Source organism: Staphylococcus sp. NWU MKU2 (assembly GCF_033283605.1).
Classification (GTDB): Bacteria; Bacillota; Bacilli; order Staphylococcales; family Staphylococcaceae; genus Staphylococcus; species Staphylococcus haemolyticus.
In genome coordinates this window covers 1-18,743 of the sequence record NZ_JAVSMH010000006.1, presented here as the reverse complement: position 1 = coordinate 18,743, position 18,743 = coordinate 1, and the positions used below count along the sequence as shown (strand labels likewise).

Genomic DNA, 18,743 nt, shown 5'->3' with positions numbered 1-18,743 from the left:
AGTGATAGCTTGTGATAACCAATTGTTTGAAGTTTGCGTTTAAGTTCTATTCAATTTCAACTTAAAAACACATGATCGATTATTTTTAAAATACTTACGATAAAGTGTGACCCGAATACCCCAAACATCATATATATATTGAACTCAGTAAATTTACTTTGAACGACTTTGATTTGTGTATGCTTATCAAATAATGGTGGATTGCTATAATGCATCAATAATTGTGCAATGTTATATTTTGCTTTTTTTAATATACTCGTTACATAAAAAAGCATAGATTAAACCGATGAATGATACGATTAAAATAACGTATTCACTATATTGAAAATCAATGATGAAAATCATACCCCAAATTAGTGCGATGATTAAAAGATCTAATTTATCTATCATTTTAAATTTATCTATTTCTTTTTCTACATCATCAATTCTAGAGTTTTGTAACAAATCTAAATCAATATCTCTCACATTTATCTTTTTAACTTTTGACATTCAAATACCCTCAGTAAATTTTTATTTCATAGAATAATATATCATTTAACAGATAATATATTAATCATAAATTACTTTCTTATTGCAATCTAGACTTGTCATATCAGTGTTAATAAAAAAAGCCACTCGTTGGAGTGGCTTTACATTTTGCATTCAACATTAACCCTATACAAACAAGCTAATAAATAATATAAAGATGATACCTGATAATGAGATGATTGTCTCAAGTAGTGACCAAGTTAGGAATGTTTCTTTGACGGTTAAGCCGAAGTATTCTTTAAACATCCAGAATCCTGCATCATTTACGTGAGATAGGATCACGCTTCCGGCTCCTATTGCAAGTACAACGAGTGCGACATTAACGTCAGAATGTTGTAATAATGGTAAAACGATACCTGTTGTAGAGATTGCAGCTACTGTAGCTGAACCTAATGCAATACGTAATACTGCTGCTACTATCCAAGCAAGTAAGATAGGTGACATTGTAGAACCTTCGAACATTTTTGCGATTGTATCACCCACGCCACCATCAATTAATACTTGCTTGAATGTGCCACCACCGCCAATGATTAAGATCATCATGCCAATTGGATAGATGGCATTTGTAACTGACTTCATAATGTCGTCCATCTTTCTGCCACGGTTCAAGCCCATTGAGAAAATAGCGAAGATAACTGAAATTAACATTGCAGTACCAGCCGTACCTATGAAGTAAACAATTTGTTCAAATAAATTTTTAGCTTCTTCATGGCCAGTGATTAATTGAACGATAGTTGAAATTAACATTAAGATCACTGGCAATATTGCTGTAAATAAACTTAATCCAAAACCTGGCATTTCAGATTCTTTAAATTCTTTTTGAGAACCCAATGCTGATATATCACCTTCACGAGTGTATGCTGAAGGGATAATTTTTTGTGCAATTTTATTAAATACAGGTCCAGCAATAATCGTCACTGGAATTGCAATGATGATTCCAAATAGTAATACTTCTCCCACATTCGCTTTTAGTTCTTTAGCGATAACGACTGGTCCAGGGTGGGGTGGTAAGAAACCATGTGTTACTGATAAAGCTGTCACCATTGGTAAACCTAATTTAAGTGGTGATACTTTTGCACGTTTAGCAATCGTAAACACTAACGGAATTAATAAGACTAAACCTACTTCGAAGAATAATGCGATACCCACGATAAATGCTGCAATCAACATTGCCCATTGCACGTGTTTAGGTCCAAATTTAGCAATCAATGTGTCGGCAATTCGATTCGCACCGCCACCATCTGCAAGTAATTTACCAAGCATTGCCCCTAACCCAAAGATTAATGCAATGTGGCCAAGCGTACTTCCCATTCCCGCTTCTATAGTTTCCATTATTTTATTTAATGGCATACCTAGTAGTATAGCAGTCACGACAGAAGTGACGTTTAATGAAATAAATGTGTTCAATTTCAAGAATATAATTAATGATAATAGTAATAAAATCCCGATAACAACACTGATAAGTGGCCAAATATCTCCAAACATAGTAAATCCTCCCAATGTTTTCTTTTTTTAATTAATTAATTTACTCCATGTGCTTACGTTGAAAATCTGCAATTTCTGCATAACGTTCTTCTAATGAGCGACTTAAATTAATGAAGATTGAAACTAACTGTTGATACACTTGAACGGTTTCTGAATCAGGTTGATGTGCATTCGTTGTCCCGACCATTTCTTCAATAATTGAGAAGTCATCAATTTCCCCTAATGCTTTCAAACCTAGTACACAAGCGCCTAAACAAGAACTTTCATAGCTTTCAGGCACGATAAGGTCTGTGTCGAAGATATCTGCCATCATTTGACGCCAGACTTCACTCTTAGCAAATCCTCCTGTTGCTTTAATTGTACTTGGTGTTTCGTTCATTACTTCTATAAGTGCAAGATAAACTGTATAGAGATTATAGAGTACACCTTCTAAAGCAGCACGAATCATATGTTCCTTTTGATGCGAGAGTGTAAGACCGAAGAATGAACCACGTGCATCAGCGTTCCATAATGGTGCACGTTCACCTGCAAGGTACGGATGGAAGATGAGACCCTCTGCACCTGGCTTAACCCGACTTGCGATTTTAGTCAGTACATCATATGGATCAACGCCTAAACGTTTGGCAGTTTCAACTTCACTTGCAAGGAGTTCATCTCTTAACCATCTCAGAACAACTCCACCGTTGTTTACTGGTCCTCCAATGACATAATGTTCTTCATCTAGTACGTAACAGAAGATACGTCCTTTATAATCGGTGCGAGGTTTATTAATGACTGTTCGAATCGCGCCAGATGTACCGATTGTGACAGCGACTTCGCCTTTTTTATAACTATTCACTCCTAAGTTAGAGAGAACACCATCACTTGCACCTACAATAATAGGTGTATTCTCATCAATGCCCATTAAAGTTGCATAGCGTTTCTTTATACCTTTAAGAATATGTGTCGTAGGTACCAGTTGTGGTAGTTGTGCTTCAGTAATACCCAACAATTCAAGTGCCTCTTTATCCCAGTCAAGTTCTTTAAGATTGAACATGCCAGTAGCTGACGCCATTGAGTAATCGATGACATATTTTTCAAATAGTTGATAGAATATGTAAGTTTTTATATCTGCGAACATGGCAGTTTGTTTATAAATATCTGATTGTTCATGCTTCATCCAGAATATCTTAGATAGTGGTGACATCGGATGAATTGGTGTTCCTGTGCGTTGGTATATGTCTGAGCCATGATGTTCTTTATTAATTAGTTCAGCGTATTTACTCGCGCGATTGTCTGCCCATGTAATACTTTCAGTCAAACGATGATGTTGTGTATCGAGTGCAATCAGACTATGCATTTGTGCACTAAATGAAATTAGTTTGATGTCTTCTTTTTTTATATTTGCTTCTCTGACAACATATTTCACAGTCATTAGTACTGCATCAAACAATTCGTCAGGGTTCTCTTCAGAAACATCTACATTGGGTGTATGTAAGGGGTAGCCAATGTTGTGTTTCATGATGAATTGTCCATTTTCATCGTATAATACTGATTTCGTACTTGTTGTCCCTATGTCAACACCAATCATGTATTTCATATTATTCCTTCTTTCTTCTATTTATCTTAGCCAGAAACTTTCAATGTCTTCGCCAACATCATCGAAATTTAAGTGGAAAGCTTCTCTTAATTTTGTAGAGTCATATTGTTCTACCGCTTCAATAAACACCTCATGGTTACTATGAATGCGTTCAAAATCCGCTTTATCCTGCTCCATGCGATGTCTCATAGATAGTAATACGAGTGTTTCAATTACAGGTTTCAAATGATTCCAGAATGTTTGTAAATATTGATGATTGGATGCGTTAATCATGGCTTCATGAAATTGAATGTCATGTTGTGTAAATGCTTCAGCATCTTCGAATTTAACTGCTACTTTCATCATTTCAAGGTGCTTACGCATCTCTTTAGTTATAGGTGCTCTATCAATGTGTTTGATCTTAGAGAAGGCAAATGACTCTAACATTAAACGTAAATCATAGAGTTCTTTCTTCTCTTGATCACCAAACTGTAATACCTTAGCGCCCATGCGTTCTAATTGAATAAGTTGATCTGTCTGTAATAATTTGAATGCATCTCTAACAGGGGAACGACTAACATCAAATTGTTTTGCGACTTGATTCTCAGTAAGTAGCGTATCTACTTCGATTTCCCCACTCACAATTTGCAATCGTATTTCTGCTGCGACACCTTCTCCTTTAGACATGCCACCAAGCCATTGTTCTGGATAACCTTCTTTCACATCTTTCACTCCTATTGACTCAATTACAACTTGTATACAAGTATATTAATATATAAGTTACGTTTTTGCAAACGCTTTCTTTTTATAAATTTAAAAAACCCGGCCACAGATGGACCGGGAAAACCATGATTAAAATTCTATTTCTTCTCATCTGAAACTTCGATGCAGTAATGTGGTTCGTGACACTTAGGGCATTCTAATTTACGTGTTTGCATAGTATGTCGTGCCAAGATGAACTGTTTCAATGATGGCTTAAACGTATGTTGGCAATTGGGACACAGATATGAAATATTTTTATAATAATATGTTGTTAATCCAACGGCATAGGTTACTAAGACAGGCACTATCGCAATAAATGGTTTACTCGAACTTCTTATTAAACTTGTGATTAACCCTGTGTATTGAATAATGCCAATGATACCTGCGCTAATCAATACTTTACTTTTAAACGATTTCAATGTAGTCGATTGTTTCATTGCTTTATCTATGTCAGATAAATGATTTATTGGAGCGCTTGAGTGATTTGAAATATATTGGTCAACGTTGTTCAAATGTTTTAGTGCTTTTGTTTGATCATGTATGGTTGTCTCTAATTCTTTCTTATGAAGTTGCAACATTGCTTTAAGCGTCTTCATATCGCTATCTTCGTAAAGTAGCGTTTTAATTTCATCCAATGTACAACCAAATTGCTTCAACAAAACTATCAACTGTAGTTGCTGTATATGATCATCATTGTAATATCTACGATTTGATTCTGATGCACGTTCAGCTGTCAATAAGCCTTTACGATCATAATATTGTAGTGTTCGAACTGTAACTCCTAAATGATTGGCAAGCTCTCCAACTGTATAATGTGACATAGTGTCCACCTCCTACATTGAATCTACCTCATGACGCTACGTCACGAGCAAGACATTTTTACATATAGTTTAAAGTAAGTCTGAAGGATGTCTTATTTGTCTTCTATCCAATCTTTAATATGATCTACGATGCCTACCGTACCATTTGGTAATTGTTCAAGGACAGAAGGAAAGTCCATATGGCCGATACCTGGATAGACGATTTCTTTCGTTTCTCCTCCATAGCGTTTATACTGCTCCATTGTCGCTTGTGAATCAGTATACGGAATGATTTCATCATCTTTGCCAGAGATAAATAGTAACTTAGGAAATTGTTCAATTTCTTCTATATCTGGAAGATAATCAGCTTTTATCGTATATATTAAATCTGTAATGATAGTTTTAATTGGGGCGACAAATGATAAGATATCTAGTCCGTTTTCTTTTCGTGCGTAGACCGTCTTTTTTAATATATATTGTGGCAAATTTTTAATTGCGGTAATTTCATCTTTAAAGTGATCACGTTTACTATCTGTCGAGAACAAACGTGCTAGCATACTTGTGTTTGGCGTAATTTTAGCTGCGCTGCTTAAATAAACAAGGTGCGATATGGGCAATGTATTATATTTCAACAAACGTGTACCAATCATACCACCCATCGAGTAACCAATGACCATGACCTTTTCAAGATGTTGTGACGAAACAATTTGTTCCAAAACGTCTTCAATTCGTTCAGAGTAATCATCTAATGTGTGATTATTGCGATCGATACTTGAGCTTTTGCCACGACTTGGACAGTTAATAAAGATCATCTTATATTCTCTAAAGTACGGTTCAAACATCGTCATAATGCGATAGGTCATGATTGCCCCATGTAAAAAGACAATTGCCCTGTTTGAAGTTTGATTCCCGGCAAATGCTACTTCGACTTGTTCGTTATGATAATTTTTCAATTGATAAATTTGTGTTTTGAAATGTTTTCTGTTCATAATCAACCTCAAAAATTGCTATATTACTAAATTATTATTTTATCACAAAATTATCAAAACTGAGTCAAATTAAAAAAGTATAACTTATAGAATTGTTGCAAGTTACGTACAATTCATCAAGTTATACTCTAAACTAATCGCTTAGTTATTATCTGAAATCGCAGAATGTATCGATTGCATTTTAGATTCTACATCTGCAATTTCAAGTGCACAGTCTTTTAACATATCGCTATAATCATCCGTACTCGCATTATTTTTATAGCGAATTTTATGTTCTAAACTTGCCCACATATCCATGCCAATGGTTCTAATTTGAATCTCCACGGGAAGCTTTTCAACTTTATTTGATAAGAATACTGGGATAGACACAACAATATGTAAGCTACGATAACCGTTGTCTTTTGGATTTTTAATATAGTCTTTACGTTTAAGAAGTTTGACATCCTCTTGTTTTAATAGCATCTTTTCAATGACATAAATATCTTCTAAATAGTTACAAACAACGCGAATACCTGCAATATCTAATATATGTTCACGAGCACTTTCTGCACTAATATCTAGTTGTTTGCGGTGCAACTTTTTAATTAAGCTGTTCATCTCTTTCACACGGCGTTCCATATGGTGAATAGGGTTGTGTTTATAAACGTGATTAAAGTTGTCATCTAGAATATCTAATTTTGTACTGATTTCTTTTAAGGCTGAGGAGTATAAGTGGTCCAGTTCTACGAAGCCAATAAGTCTATCGAAGGCTTCGTCTCCATCTTTAAAATGATGTAAGTTATCTTTAAATTCACTTCGTAATTCTTCTATATACAATGATGGTTTTCTTTCTACATACATAGTATTTCCTCCTTAATCATCACTGTATATTATAGCGAATTGCAAAATGAACTAAAAATAATACTCTTTGATTTCACATTATTTTTAACAATTAAATTTATAATTAAAAATGCAAACCTTTATATTGAACAATGCGTCCAGACATAAAGGTTTGCAACTATTAATTATGATGTTTCATTCTTATTATGTTCGATGACTTTAGTACCACGATTATCAGCGATGTCTTGTGCGCGTTTAGTGGCGTCTGCTTTCTTCTCAAACGTATCAGACGCTTGTTTCGCACCTTCTGTTTTCACTTTCCATTCATCATCTTCGAAATAGACATGTACATTTTCGTCATTTAGTTTTGGGTTTGCGGATTGATCTTTTTGGTGTTGGGTAATGTGTTTATGTTTTAATTCATCTAGCTCATCTTTCGTCGCATCTTTATACCAATCTTTAGCTTGCTGTGTAGCAATCGGTATAACATCGCCTTCTTTATAACCATCTTTTAACATAGCATTACCAATATCAATTGCTTTCTTACGTTCTAATTCATCGAAGTTCTTCCACGTATTCGGATAATCATCCATCGTCCAAGGCATCCTATCAAACTCCTTTTTAACTTGATAGTTTGCTTTACCACTATCGTTCCGAGTGAAACTTGTTTATCGGACTATGCTTTAATCGCCACACCATTTTCAACATCGTCTATATCTTTACGCGTATGCACGCAATTGTTTTGAAGTCTCATTAATGCCGATTTAATGTAATTATATTGAGGTAAATCGGAAAGTTCATTAATTTCAAGTCGGCTTTGAAGTTCGAAATGTTTCGCTAAATTTTCAAAAGTAACTAGGTATTCCCCCATTTGCTGATCTGAAATACGTTGACGTTGATGATCTTGCATCGCACGCATTAACATAAAGTTAATTTCTTCTAAGGCAAATATACTTGGATAATAATAACGAATCACTTCTTGATTAGAGAACAATTCACCACTTGCTGAATTGTTGATTTGAGTCATGTTACTCATTTTCACTGAAAGTGCTAAACTTTCATCTCTTTCACGTAAATCATCTTGGTAGTGATTCTCTGAGAATAAATATTGGAAGATGACCGCTTCCTTACGAACCACTTCTGCAATCGTTCGTGGCAACATGGCAGACGCTGTTTGACGGTTAATAAGAAGAATTCCGACAACTGCGATTGCTATACCGATCAATACATCAAAGATACGTGTGTAGGCAATTGAAATTGAAAGGTTATCTGATGCTAAACCATTTAATAATATAACTTGGATCGTGATAAATATAACTGCGAACGCATAGTTTGAACCTACAAATGTTTCAGTGACCATTGCTGCAATACCCATTATGATAACGGCAATGATTAAGTGTGGATTGAAATACAATATAGCTGATAAGACAAGTGTTCCTAAGATAGTACCTAGTCCACGAGCAACAGAACGGTCTAACATACGTCGAGTTGTCATGCCTAATAAGACTGTATGTGCTGTTAATGGTATCCAGTAAGATTTTTGGATATTAAAGGCTAACGAAATAAATATTGCTACTGCCATAATGACGGCATAAATTAATGTATTTCGAAATACAATTGAATCTAATGTTAAATTATGAATGATACGTTGACTATATAACGGTTTACGAACACTTGCTTCATGTTCAATTTGACTAGAATCTAAGTTTGTAATTTCATCGATTTTCAAGATATATTGTAATAAATCATCAAACGCTTCATCTACATGAACTTCTTTTGTCCACTTTTCACGAGAGGCTGTTGTTCGATATGCATTACGTATCGCAACATCCATCATTTCAACTAATTCGTCTGGTATAGGGCGAATACCTTTTTCATGCAGTTCCAATAACTCTGAATATAACCCCTGTGCTGATGTGTGGAGTAATAACAGTCTTTGGAAACGCGGACTCAATTTCTGGTTCACTCCAGCCGTTGCAGTGATTAACAATTCATCTGAATTTTTGAACTGTGTTACCGCTGTTTTTGCACTTTCTTTAAATTTATCGACATCATTATAATTGTGCATTAATTCTTTAATCATGTTAAAGTCCGAATTAATCGCTCTATTTTCGATTTTTTGTTTTTGGAAAAGTATTGTCAAGATGACTACTAATGTAGCAATCGCACCACCAACAAGAATTGCTAAACCACGGTATAACGCTTCATTTGGTGCTATTGGCAAGTTACTTGGTAAACAAAACGTTACAAGAAAGAATGTTGAAGATGGTCCTGCAATCTTCAATGCACTGAAGATGTAATATGGGATGACTGTAACTAATAATAATGTTACGCCATATAATATCGGCTCAGTAACCGTAAGTGTGCCCAGTATCATACATACTGCAAATGACAATGAGCATAAGATAACAGTTCTAATCATTGAGCGAGGTGAACTCTTGAACACATAAATATGTGCCAATGTCCCAGTCGATACAAGCAATCCTAATGCGAAATTGCCTAGGAAATAACCTAATAGTGCTGGGATAATTAATAACAAGCCTTGTCTGACACCCTTCATCGGGTCAACTTTACTTGTGTCAAATGTGATAAGTGATTTTAAAACATTTCCCAATGTTATCTTTCCTTTCTATAAAACATACATATTCAATGATAACACTTTTTATTAAGTTATATGATGACCATTGTCTAATTTACAAAAAGGTAGGATTGAAATCATATCTGTGACATAGATTTCAAATCCTACCTTAGTAATGTATATTATTATGCAAATTTCTTTAATTATTTGGCTTCCGCAACATCGATGACTGGTTTTTCTGTAATATATTTGCCGATATTTTCGCTAAACACTTTAAAATGATCTGAATGGTTATGTGCTTCAACCGCATCTTGATCTTTATAGTTCTCTACGACTACGAATGTATTACGTTCAGTTACATCTTCATAGTGGCTATAAAATGTATTTCCTTCCTCTTCACGTGCATGTTTAACTAAGTTCGTCATTAAATCTAAATATGCTTCACGATGTTCTTCACTTACTTTAAGTTTGGCATTAATAATAATCATACATTTCACCCTCAATTTTGTGATTAATTTAATATTATCTTACCATTTTCACTCATACATAAAACACTAATGTGACTTTAAGCTTTAATCACATTTTAATATAATTCGTCAAAATAGACATTTAGTGAATCTATGTTCCAAAGCACTTAGCAAGTAATGTAATTAAATAAGCCAGTAAATGAATTAATTAAAACCCACTTACTGGCTAGATTCTAGGAATGATGTCCTAGCTTCTATGAAATTATTTTAATTCACGACTTTCATCTTTAATCAGTGGTTTGTCTGGTGATACAAACAACCATAAAATTGCTGCGATGACTGCTGGAATAATTAATAATTGGAAAGTCATTGTCCAACCAAGTGATGCAACCAACGCACCAGCTAAGAACGGACTTAATAATGCACCAATGTTACCCCATAAGTTCATCCAACCAGATACTGTACCGGCAAAGTTTCTACCAATGTCATTCGCTGCTGCCCAGCTCATACCCATTGATACACCCATACCACCTAAACCAAGTGATAACCAGAAAATCGTTACGTATAAATTCTCAGTATGTACTGCAAAGAAAATTGAAACTGCGAACACGATGAAACCAACAATGGCAATTAAACCTCTTGAAACGAATCTTGATTGTCCGCTACGTAAAATTTTATCTGAAATCGCACCAGCAGATAAAATTAAAATAAACATGATAAACCAAGGTAATGAACTAATTGTCATGTCTTTAAATTCAACATGATATTGCTCAGTTAAATAAGTTGGTAACCAAATTAAGAATAATGAAATAACGAATTGTACTACAAAGTATTGACCTGCAATCGCATAGAAACTTACACGACGGAAGAATTGATTCCAAGGTGGTAGTGATTTACTTGTTTGAACAAGGTCACGATTCTCCATAATGAAATGTTTCTCAGCGTCATTAACCATACGGTGTTGCTCTGGTAAGTCTTTCGCAATGATTCCCCATAATATTGCAATTAAAATACCTACAGCACCGAAGATGTAAAATACAGCTTGCCAATTAAATGCATTTACAATAGCAATAGTAATCACAGGCGCTAATACAGGTCCAAAATAAGAACCAGCGAGTAACATACTAGATGCTCTACCTTTCTCATCTTTAGAGAACCAGTTTGCATTAAACACAGCGTTTGATGGATACATTGGCGCTTCACCAATACCGAATAAGAAACGCACTAAATATAATAAACCGTGATGTTTAATCATACCTGTAAAGATAGTGAAAGCACTCCACCATACTAAAGCGATTGTAATCATCTTACGAGGTCCAAATTTCTCAGCTAACATACCAGAAGGTACTTGCATTAACGCGTAACCTAATGAGAAGAATGAAGCTAACAGACCAAATTGTTGCTTTGTCATATGTAAATCTTCCATCATTTGTGGGGCAATATATGAGATGTTAGATCTATCCATGTAGGCAATAACACCTATGATAAAAAATGCTAATGCGAAAAACCAACGAACACTACTTTTCTTTTGTCTTTGTACCATATCCTCTTTTTCCTACTTCCTTTAATTTGTTGATTCTAAATATGTTGTCTAATATAATCACGAGACTCCCTATTTGTAAAAATAACTCCCTTAAAACCCTTACCATCATAAGGTTTCAGCATTTATTTTTAATAATATTACCAGTTTTTGAAATCGTTTTCAACATCTTGTTTAAAAGTTCTTTTATTAAATTGTACATCGTTGATTACTTTATTCACTAAATTCGTATTTACGCTTTGCAATCTCAATATTCATTAAAATTTGAACTCCATTTAAAAAAATTGTAGAATGAACTTGAAATGAAACGCGACTTATTATTATTTAAAATTAAATAGATAATTTATCCACTGGAAGTGCCTTTGTTTAAGGCTGAGAGTAAAGAAAGAACTTTATAATTCCTGGAACCTGATCCAGTTTGTACTGGCGTAGGAAAGTGGCTTACACATATCGTTACATAGAGACTAACGCTATTTCCTACGAAGGAGATAGCGTTTTTTCATTTATTAGGGGTGATAGACATCTTTATTGCGATAACAACTTATAAACATTTAACAGAAGCAGACTTACAACATTTCATTGAAATTAGTAAAGGCATCGATGGTTTACTCTTTCGTACGCCTATGTCTAATGATGATTTATTTTCCTTTTTAAAAAAATTAATTGCTGCTGGCTTTCCAAGAAACAAAATTATTATCCATAGCGATGTTAATTTATTAGAATCCTTAAAACTTAAACGCTTGCACTGTCGCGAAATGGACACATTAGCGTTCGATTATAAAGCACAACATCCTGATGTTGAAGTAAGCATGTCGACGCACACTATTAACTCGGTGAAACAAGCTTATCAACATCAATTAGATTATGTCTTTTATGGTCATATATTTACCACGGCTTCTAAGCCAAATCAGCAGCCTAGATCAATGACTGAAATCAAAGCCGTGTTACAAGTTCCGATTCCAGTCTATGCCATAGGAGGTATAACTGAAGATACGATACAACGGCTTCCAAATGGCTTTGCAGGAATTTGTGCAATTTCTTATTTTATGAACGCATCTTTACAACAAATTCAACATCTACGAAAGGAGTGGTTGAAAGATGCATGACGTACTTATTGTTGGTTCTGGTGTTATCGGAATGTCCATTGCGAGACACCTCAGTCATACGCAACTCGACATTGCAATTGTCGACCGTGATATACCTGGTAAACATGCTTCATATAAAGCTGGAGGCATGTTAGGTGCACAAAATGAATTTACAGAAGACAGCGACTTATTTCGTCTCGCTCTAGAGTCACGTGAATGTTTTCCTGAATTATGCGAAACACTCCAAGATGAAACTGGAATAGATATTCAATATCAAGCATCAGGATTGATTAAAATCGCAAATCAAATTGAAGATGTGGAGCATTTGCGCTCACAATTTCGATTCTTACATGCCTTAGATAACAATGTAATTGAACTATCAGACGATGAATTAGCAGATTTAACTAGTGGTAGTGTGGTTGCATCTGAAATGGCAATCTACATTCCAAATGATGGACAAATCAATGCAAATCATTATACGAAAGCACTGTTTAAATCCTTACAACAGCGTCGTATTTCACGCTACTTCAATACAAATGTAACAGATATTATTCGTCAGAATGGTTACTATCAAATCGTTTCATCTCAAGGTGATTTATATGCGAAGAAAGTCATTGTCGCAGGTGGTGCGTGGTCATCTCAATTGTTAAAACAATATCAATTGCCTCGTGAGGTTGTCGGCGTTAAAGGTGAAGTGCTTCTTATGGAACATGACGATTTAAACTTACAGCAAACGGTATTTATGACAAATGGATGCTATATAGTTCCGAAAGCGCCTAATCGCTACTTAATTGGTGCTACTAGCGAATTTGATAATTATTCTGTGGGTAATACGGAACAAGGCGTCTCATGGTTAAAACACTATGCGACAGAACGTATACCTGAACTTGCAAACGCACGTATCATGAAGCAGTGGTCTGGCGTACGTCCATATACGGACGGTGAATTACCAATTATGGACCGAGTTGACGATGGATTATATGTCATTACCGGTCATTATCGTAACGGTATTTTATTGTCCCCTGTTATTGGTCGTGACATTGCAAACTGGCTATTAACTGGAGTCAAACCAACTCGCTATGAATCTTTCAATGTCTCAAGGAGGTTAAATCATGAAATGCATTATTAATGGGGATGCATTCACGTTCGACACTGAGCAATCCATTCATCAAGTGCTCATCTCTCTAGAATTAGACCCAGAACGTGTCATTGTTGAACATAATAAAACATTAATTAAACAAGAAGATTATCATCAACACACGGTACGTGAAGATGATCAATTAGAATTATTAGAATTTGTTGGAGGCGGATAAAATGTTTAAAATTGGAAATTTAGAATTACAATCTCGTTTATTACTAGGTACAGGAAAGTTTGAAAATGAAGACATACAAACAGAAGCGATTAAAGCTTCAGAAACAAATGTACTTACTTTCGCAGTAAGACGTATGAATTTGTATGACAAGAATTTACCTAATCCACTCGCAAACATTAATTTAAAAGACTTTATAACTTTTCCAAATACTGCTGGCGCAAAAACTGCTGAAGAAGCCATTCGTATTGCAGAAATCGCTAAACATGCAGGTGTATGTGACATGATTAAAGTTGAGGTTATCGGTGATGATGAAACATTATTACCTGATCCATTTGAAACATATGAAGCTTGTAAAGTATTGCTAGAGCGTGGTTATATTGTATGTCCATATATTTCTAATGACGTTGTTTTAGCTAAACGTTTAGAAGATTTAGGTGTGCATGCCGTTATGCCATTAGCATCTCCAATCGGAACTGGTCGCGGCATAAACAACCAACTTAATTTAAGTTACATTATTAAAAACTCAAATGTGCCAGTTATCGTTGATGCTGGTATTGGTTCTCCGAAAGATGCATGTCATGCGATGGAATTAGGAGCTGACGGTATTCTACTCAATACAGCTGTATCAGGTGCGAAAGATCCTGTGAAGATGGCAGAAGCAATGAAATTAGGTATTCATGCTGGTCGCTTGTCTTATGAAGCTGGACGAATCCCAGTAAAATATACTGCCCAAGCATCAAGCCCAACTGAAGGTTTAGGATTCTTATAATGCAACGTTACAATCGTCAAATGAGATTTTCTCCTTTTGGTGAACAAGGACAGCATGCCCTTTCTAATGCACAGCTACTTATTCTAGGTGCCGGCGCATTAGGTAGTCATGTTGCCGAGCTACTTGCTCGTATGGGGGCACATCACATCACAATTGTTGATATGGATATTGTTGAAACGTCTAATCTACATCGACAAGCGCTTTATACTGAAGATGACGCTCTAAATATGGTACCAAAAGTACACGCAATAAAAGAACATATTGCACGTATCAATCATCATGTAGACGTACAAACGTATTATCAAGAAATAACTTCAAACAATATTGAAGATATACTAGATGAAGTTAAACCAGATATCGTTATCGATGGGATGGATCATTTTAAAATTCGTTATCTCATCAATGAAGTGTGTCACAAACATCAAATTCCTTGGGTATATGGTGCTGCTGTCGGCAATAAAGGAACGGTTTATGGCATTGATTTCAAAGGACCATGTCTAAAATGCCTCTTAAAACAAATGCCATCAAGTGGCGAAAGTTGTGCGATTAATGGCGTACTACCAACTATTATTAATCAAGTTGCAAGTTATGAAGTTGCAGAAGTGCTTCGTTACCTATCTGGGGAAGGCTTTTCAAAAAAATTAATCACTATTGATACGTGGCATATCGATTATAAAGCGATGAACGTCGATATATTGAAAGATCACACGTGTGAGGTATGTGCGAATCAACACTACTCACTCTTAGAAACGAAACACCAGCAGCATATTGAAAGCTTATGTGGACGTACGTATCTCTTTAGATATCAATCAAGCATATTTGAACATGCACATCACCTTCCCGGTGAAATTGTGAAATCCACTTCTTTCGCAAAATTAATTAAAGATGACGATTATGAAATTACCTTATTTAAAGATGGACGTATGAATGTTTATGGCATCGAAGATGATGAAGAAGCATTTAAGTTGTATCATTCTTATTTAAAAGCTCTTAAATAAAAATACACATAGGTTTATACAAGCAATTCATAGTAAATTTTATTATAATAAATTTACTATGAATTTTTAATTTCACAAATAATGCTTTTAATAAAAGGAGTTCTTGAATATAAATGGAACAATTAATCACTGATTTTATAAGTAAGTGGGGTTATACAGCAATCTTTATTCTCATCTTATTAGAGAATGTTTTACCTGTTGTCCCATCTGAAATCATTCTTACCTTTGCTGGTTTAATGTCAGTTAAGTCGGGTTTATCAATACCAATTTTATTCCTTATATCAACAATCGCATCATTTATTGGATTATTAATCCTATATTATTTATGCCGTTTAATTAACGAAGAAAGTATTTATCGTTTTGTAGATAAACATGGTAAATGGTTTAAACTTAAGGGTAAAGATGTAAGGCGCGCAAATGACTGGTTTAAGCGTTATGGTGCATGGGCAGTATTATTATGTCGCTTCATTCCAGTATTACGTGTATTAATCACAATTCCTGCTGGTATCAATAAAATGAATGTCGTAACGTTCGCAGTATTATCATTACTAGGTACTACAATTTGGAACTTCGCCCTAATCTTATTAGGCCGTATGCTAAGTGGTAGTTTCGATGCCCTAATGGCTGGTTTACACACTTATTCATATATTATGTATGTCATTATTATTCTTGCAGTGCTTTACTTACTGTATAGAATATTCTTTAAAAATAGAAACCGAGTTAAATAACATTTAAAGCCTCAGAATCATTCGATGACTGAGGCTTTTATCTTATATATATTTAAACTTTAAGAATTAATTCTGACATTTTAAGCATCAGCATTGAAAAAGTGGTGCTTTTTAAAGATAATTAATGTAAGCGGTTTTATGACATATCTACCCATATGAATATCAATTCCAAACAGGAGTGAAATTAGATGACACAAACGACTGAAAGTGAATTACGAGAGAAATATTTAGATTTATTATCACAACAATTTGATAGTCCTGAGAAGTTAGCAACAGAAATTGTCAATTTAGAGTCTATTCTAGAATTACCAAAAGGTACTGAACACTTCGTCAGTGACCTTCATGGTGAATATGAATCGTTCCAACATGTATTGCGTAATGGATCAGGTAATGTTCGTTCAAAAATAAATGACCTTTATGCAAAGACATTATCCCAAAAAGAAATCGATGACTTAGCTGCCCTCGTCTATTACCCTGAAGAAAAATTAAAACTTGTGAAAAATAACTTCGATTCGAAGGGAAAATTAAATGTTTGGTATATTACTACAATTGAACAATTAATTGATTTAATTACTTATTGTTCATCAAAATATACACGCTCAAAATTACGTAAAGCGTTACCTAAAGAATATACATATATCGTTGAAGAGCTACTTTATAAGAATAATGAATTCAACAATAAAAAATCATATTATGAAACACTAGTAAATCAAATTATCGAGTTAGAACAATCTGACGACTTAATTATTGGTTTATCTTATAGTATCCAACGTCTAGTAGTTGATCATCTCCATGTAGTTGGTGATATTTACGACCGTGGTCCTCAACCAGATAAGATTATGGACACGTTAATCAATTATCACTCTGTTGATATTCAATGGGGAAACCACGATGTTTTATGGATAGGTGCATATGCTGGGTCTAAAGCATGCTTAGCCAACCTACTTCGTATATGTGCACGATACGATAATTTAGATATTATTGAAGATGCTTACGGAATTAATTTACGTCCGTTATTAACGCTTGCCGAAGAACATTATAGTGGCGATAATCCTGCATTTAAACCTAAGAAACGCCCTGATAAACCAGTCGGGCTATCTAAACTTGAAGAAAGCCAAATCACTAAGATTCATCAAGCCATTGCGATGATTCAATTCAAACTAGAAATGCCAATTATCAAACGTCGTCCTACCTTCGAAATGGAAGACCGTTTAGTCTTGGAAAAGGTCAACTATGATACGAATGAAATCACAATTTACGGTAAAACATATCCTTTAAAAGATACATGTTTCAGTACTGTGGACCCACAAGATCCTGGTAAATTATTACCTGAGGAAGAAGAAGTTATGAACAAACTGCTACTTTCTTTCCAGCAATCTGAGAAATTGAAACGTCACATGTCGTTCTTGATGAAGAAAGGGAAACTTTACCTTCCGTATAATGGCAATCTTCTTATTCATGGTTGTATCCCTGTTGATGAGAATGGAGAAATGGAATCATTCGAAATTGAAGGAGAACAACATAAAGGTCGTGACCTTTTAGACGTGTTTGAAAGACATGTACGCTATGCATACGACTACAAAGAAATCACTGATGATCTATCAACAGATTTAGTGTGGTATTTATGGACTGGTAAATATAGTTCACTTTTCGGAAAAAGAGCGATGACAACATTTGAACGTTACTTTATTGAAGATAAGGCTTCTCATAAAGAACCTAAGAATCCATATTATTATTTAAGAGAAGATGTTGATATGATTCGCAAAATGTTAAAAGACTTCGGTCTCAATCCAGATGAAGGTCGAATTATCAATGGTCATACACCCGTTAAAGAAATAGATGGTGAAGACCCTATTAAAGCAGATGGCAAGATGTTAGTTATCGATGGCGGATTCTCAAAAGCATATCAAAAAACGACAGGTATTGCGGGTTATACATTACTTTACAATTCATTTGGCATGCAATTAGTCGCACATCAACATTTTGACTCAAGAGATAAAGTACTATCAGACGGTGCAGATGAATTATCAGTACGTCGTGTTGTAGACGAAGAATTACAACGCAAAAAAATCAGAGATACCAATGACGGTAAAGTACTTCAAGAACAAATCCGCATCTTAAAATTATTAATGCATGATAGATACTTAAATTAATACAAATATTTATGACAACCTAAATAAACATACTAAGATTAGCTGTGAAGAAATCTATGACGATAAATTTTTTCACAGCTATTTTTTATAGTTATAGAGAGAAGTAGACTGTAGGCTCCCTTGGATTTTAAATCCGTATTATAAACTAGTCAGCTTTACTCTCGCCTTTTG

At 34.7% G+C, this 18,743-nt stretch carries 18 protein-coding genes and 1 riboswitch; of the genes, 7 read left to right on the top strand and 11 right to left on the bottom strand.

The features are described from left to right. Positions 1–231 precede the first annotated feature (231 nt). The 11 genes from SBL15_RS09600 to SBL15_RS09550 form a co-directional block, all read right to left on the bottom strand. Entirely contained in the window at positions 232–489 is a 258-nt protein-coding gene (locus SBL15_RS09600; protein ID WP_317955847.1) for a hypothetical protein, read from the bottom strand. 165 nt (positions 490–654) lie between these two features. Next, the gene (locus SBL15_RS09595) at positions 655–2,013 is read right to left on the bottom strand and encodes a gluconate:H+ symporter (RefSeq protein ID WP_317955845.1); all 1,359 of its coding nucleotides are present in this window, start codon (positions 2,011–2,013) and stop codon (positions 655–657) included. Positions 2,014–2,053: 40 nt separating this feature from the next. Then, positions 2,054–3,592: a gluconokinase gene (gene gntK / locus SBL15_RS09590; RefSeq protein WP_107611505.1), complete on the bottom strand. Its 1,539-nt coding sequence runs from the start codon at positions 3,590–3,592 to the stop codon at positions 2,054–2,056. Between the two features lie 21 nt (positions 3,593–3,613). Further along, a complete protein-coding gene (locus SBL15_RS09585; RefSeq protein WP_011274899.1) occupies positions 3,614–4,294 on the bottom strand; it encodes a GntR family transcriptional regulator in 681 nt (226 codons plus the stop codon). Between the two features lie 137 nt (positions 4,295–4,431). Then, the gene (locus SBL15_RS09580; RefSeq protein WP_107637381.1) at positions 4,432–5,154 is read right to left on the bottom strand and encodes a MerR family transcriptional regulator; all 723 of its coding nucleotides are present in this window, start codon (positions 5,152–5,154) and stop codon (positions 4,432–4,434) included. Positions 5,155–5,246: 92 nt separating this feature from the next. Further along, positions 5,247–6,122 carry an alpha/beta fold hydrolase gene (locus SBL15_RS09575; RefSeq protein ID WP_107611503.1) on the bottom strand — a complete coding sequence of 292 codons (876 nt, stop codon included), beginning with the start codon at positions 6,120–6,122 and terminating at the stop codon, positions 5,247–5,249. Between the two features lie 141 nt (positions 6,123–6,263). After that, the gene (locus SBL15_RS09570) at positions 6,264–6,962 is read right to left on the bottom strand and encodes a GTP pyrophosphokinase family protein (RefSeq protein WP_037538902.1); all 699 of its coding nucleotides are present in this window, start codon (positions 6,960–6,962) and stop codon (positions 6,264–6,266) included. Between the two features lie 164 nt (positions 6,963–7,126). Then, positions 7,127–7,546, bottom strand: a complete 420-nt coding sequence (locus SBL15_RS09565; protein ID WP_053016436.1) for a DUF2188 domain-containing protein — start codon at positions 7,544–7,546, stop codon at positions 7,127–7,129. Positions 7,547–7,617: 71 nt separating this feature from the next. Beyond that, positions 7,618–9,555, bottom strand: coding sequence for an FUSC family protein (locus SBL15_RS09560; protein WP_107611502.1), 1,938 nt, complete (start codon positions 9,553–9,555; stop codon positions 7,618–7,620). A gap of 167 nt (positions 9,556–9,722) precedes the next feature. After that, positions 9,723–10,007: a putative quinol monooxygenase gene (locus tag SBL15_RS09555; RefSeq protein WP_037550272.1), complete on the bottom strand. Its 285-nt coding sequence runs from the start codon at positions 10,005–10,007 to the stop codon at positions 9,723–9,725. Between the two features lie 241 nt (positions 10,008–10,248). After that, entirely contained in the window at positions 10,249–11,529 is a 1,281-nt protein-coding gene (locus SBL15_RS09550) for an MFS transporter (RefSeq protein WP_016930787.1), read from the bottom strand. A gap of 339 nt (positions 11,530–11,868) precedes the next feature. Then, positions 11,869–11,978: riboswitch (TPP riboswitch) on the top strand. Between the two features lie 63 nt (positions 11,979–12,041). On the opposite strand from SBL15_RS09550, the gene SBL15_RS09545 reads away from it, so the two are divergent. From SBL15_RS09545 to SBL15_RS09515, 7 genes are all read left to right on the top strand, one after another. Continuing rightward, positions 12,042–12,632: a thiamine phosphate synthase gene (locus SBL15_RS09545; RefSeq protein WP_182703538.1), complete on the top strand. Its 591-nt coding sequence runs from the start codon at positions 12,042–12,044 to the stop codon at positions 12,630–12,632. Continuing rightward, a complete protein-coding gene (gene thiO, locus SBL15_RS09540) occupies positions 12,625–13,740 on the top strand; it encodes a glycine oxidase ThiO (RefSeq protein WP_107611499.1) in 1,116 nt (371 codons plus the stop codon). The genes SBL15_RS09545 and thiO overlap by 8 nt, the downstream gene beginning before the upstream one ends. After that, entirely contained in the window at positions 13,724–13,924 is a 201-nt protein-coding gene (thiS, locus tag SBL15_RS09535; protein WP_037550281.1) for a sulfur carrier protein ThiS, read from the top strand. The genes thiO and thiS overlap by 17 nt, the downstream gene beginning before the upstream one ends. A 1-nt stretch (position 13,925) precedes the next feature. Then, positions 13,926–14,693, top strand: a complete 768-nt coding sequence (locus SBL15_RS09530; RefSeq protein WP_037538909.1) for a thiazole synthase — start codon at positions 13,926–13,928, stop codon at positions 14,691–14,693. Then, positions 14,693–15,691 (top strand): ThiF family adenylyltransferase, encoded by a 999-nt coding sequence (locus SBL15_RS09525; RefSeq protein ID WP_107611497.1) that lies wholly within the window; start codon positions 14,693–14,695, stop codon positions 15,689–15,691. Before SBL15_RS09530 ends, SBL15_RS09525 begins: the two co-directional genes overlap by 1 nt. Positions 15,692–15,804: 113 nt before the next feature. Next, on the top strand, positions 15,805–16,419 hold the full coding sequence (locus SBL15_RS09520; protein WP_053016422.1) for a DedA family protein: 615 nt from the start codon (positions 15,805–15,807) through the stop codon (positions 16,417–16,419). 188 nt (positions 16,420–16,607) lie between these two features. Then, positions 16,608–18,572, top strand: a complete 1,965-nt coding sequence (locus SBL15_RS09515; RefSeq protein ID WP_053016420.1) for a fructose-bisphosphatase class III — start codon at positions 16,608–16,610, stop codon at positions 18,570–18,572. The last annotated feature ends 171 nt before the right edge of the window (positions 18,573–18,743 follow it).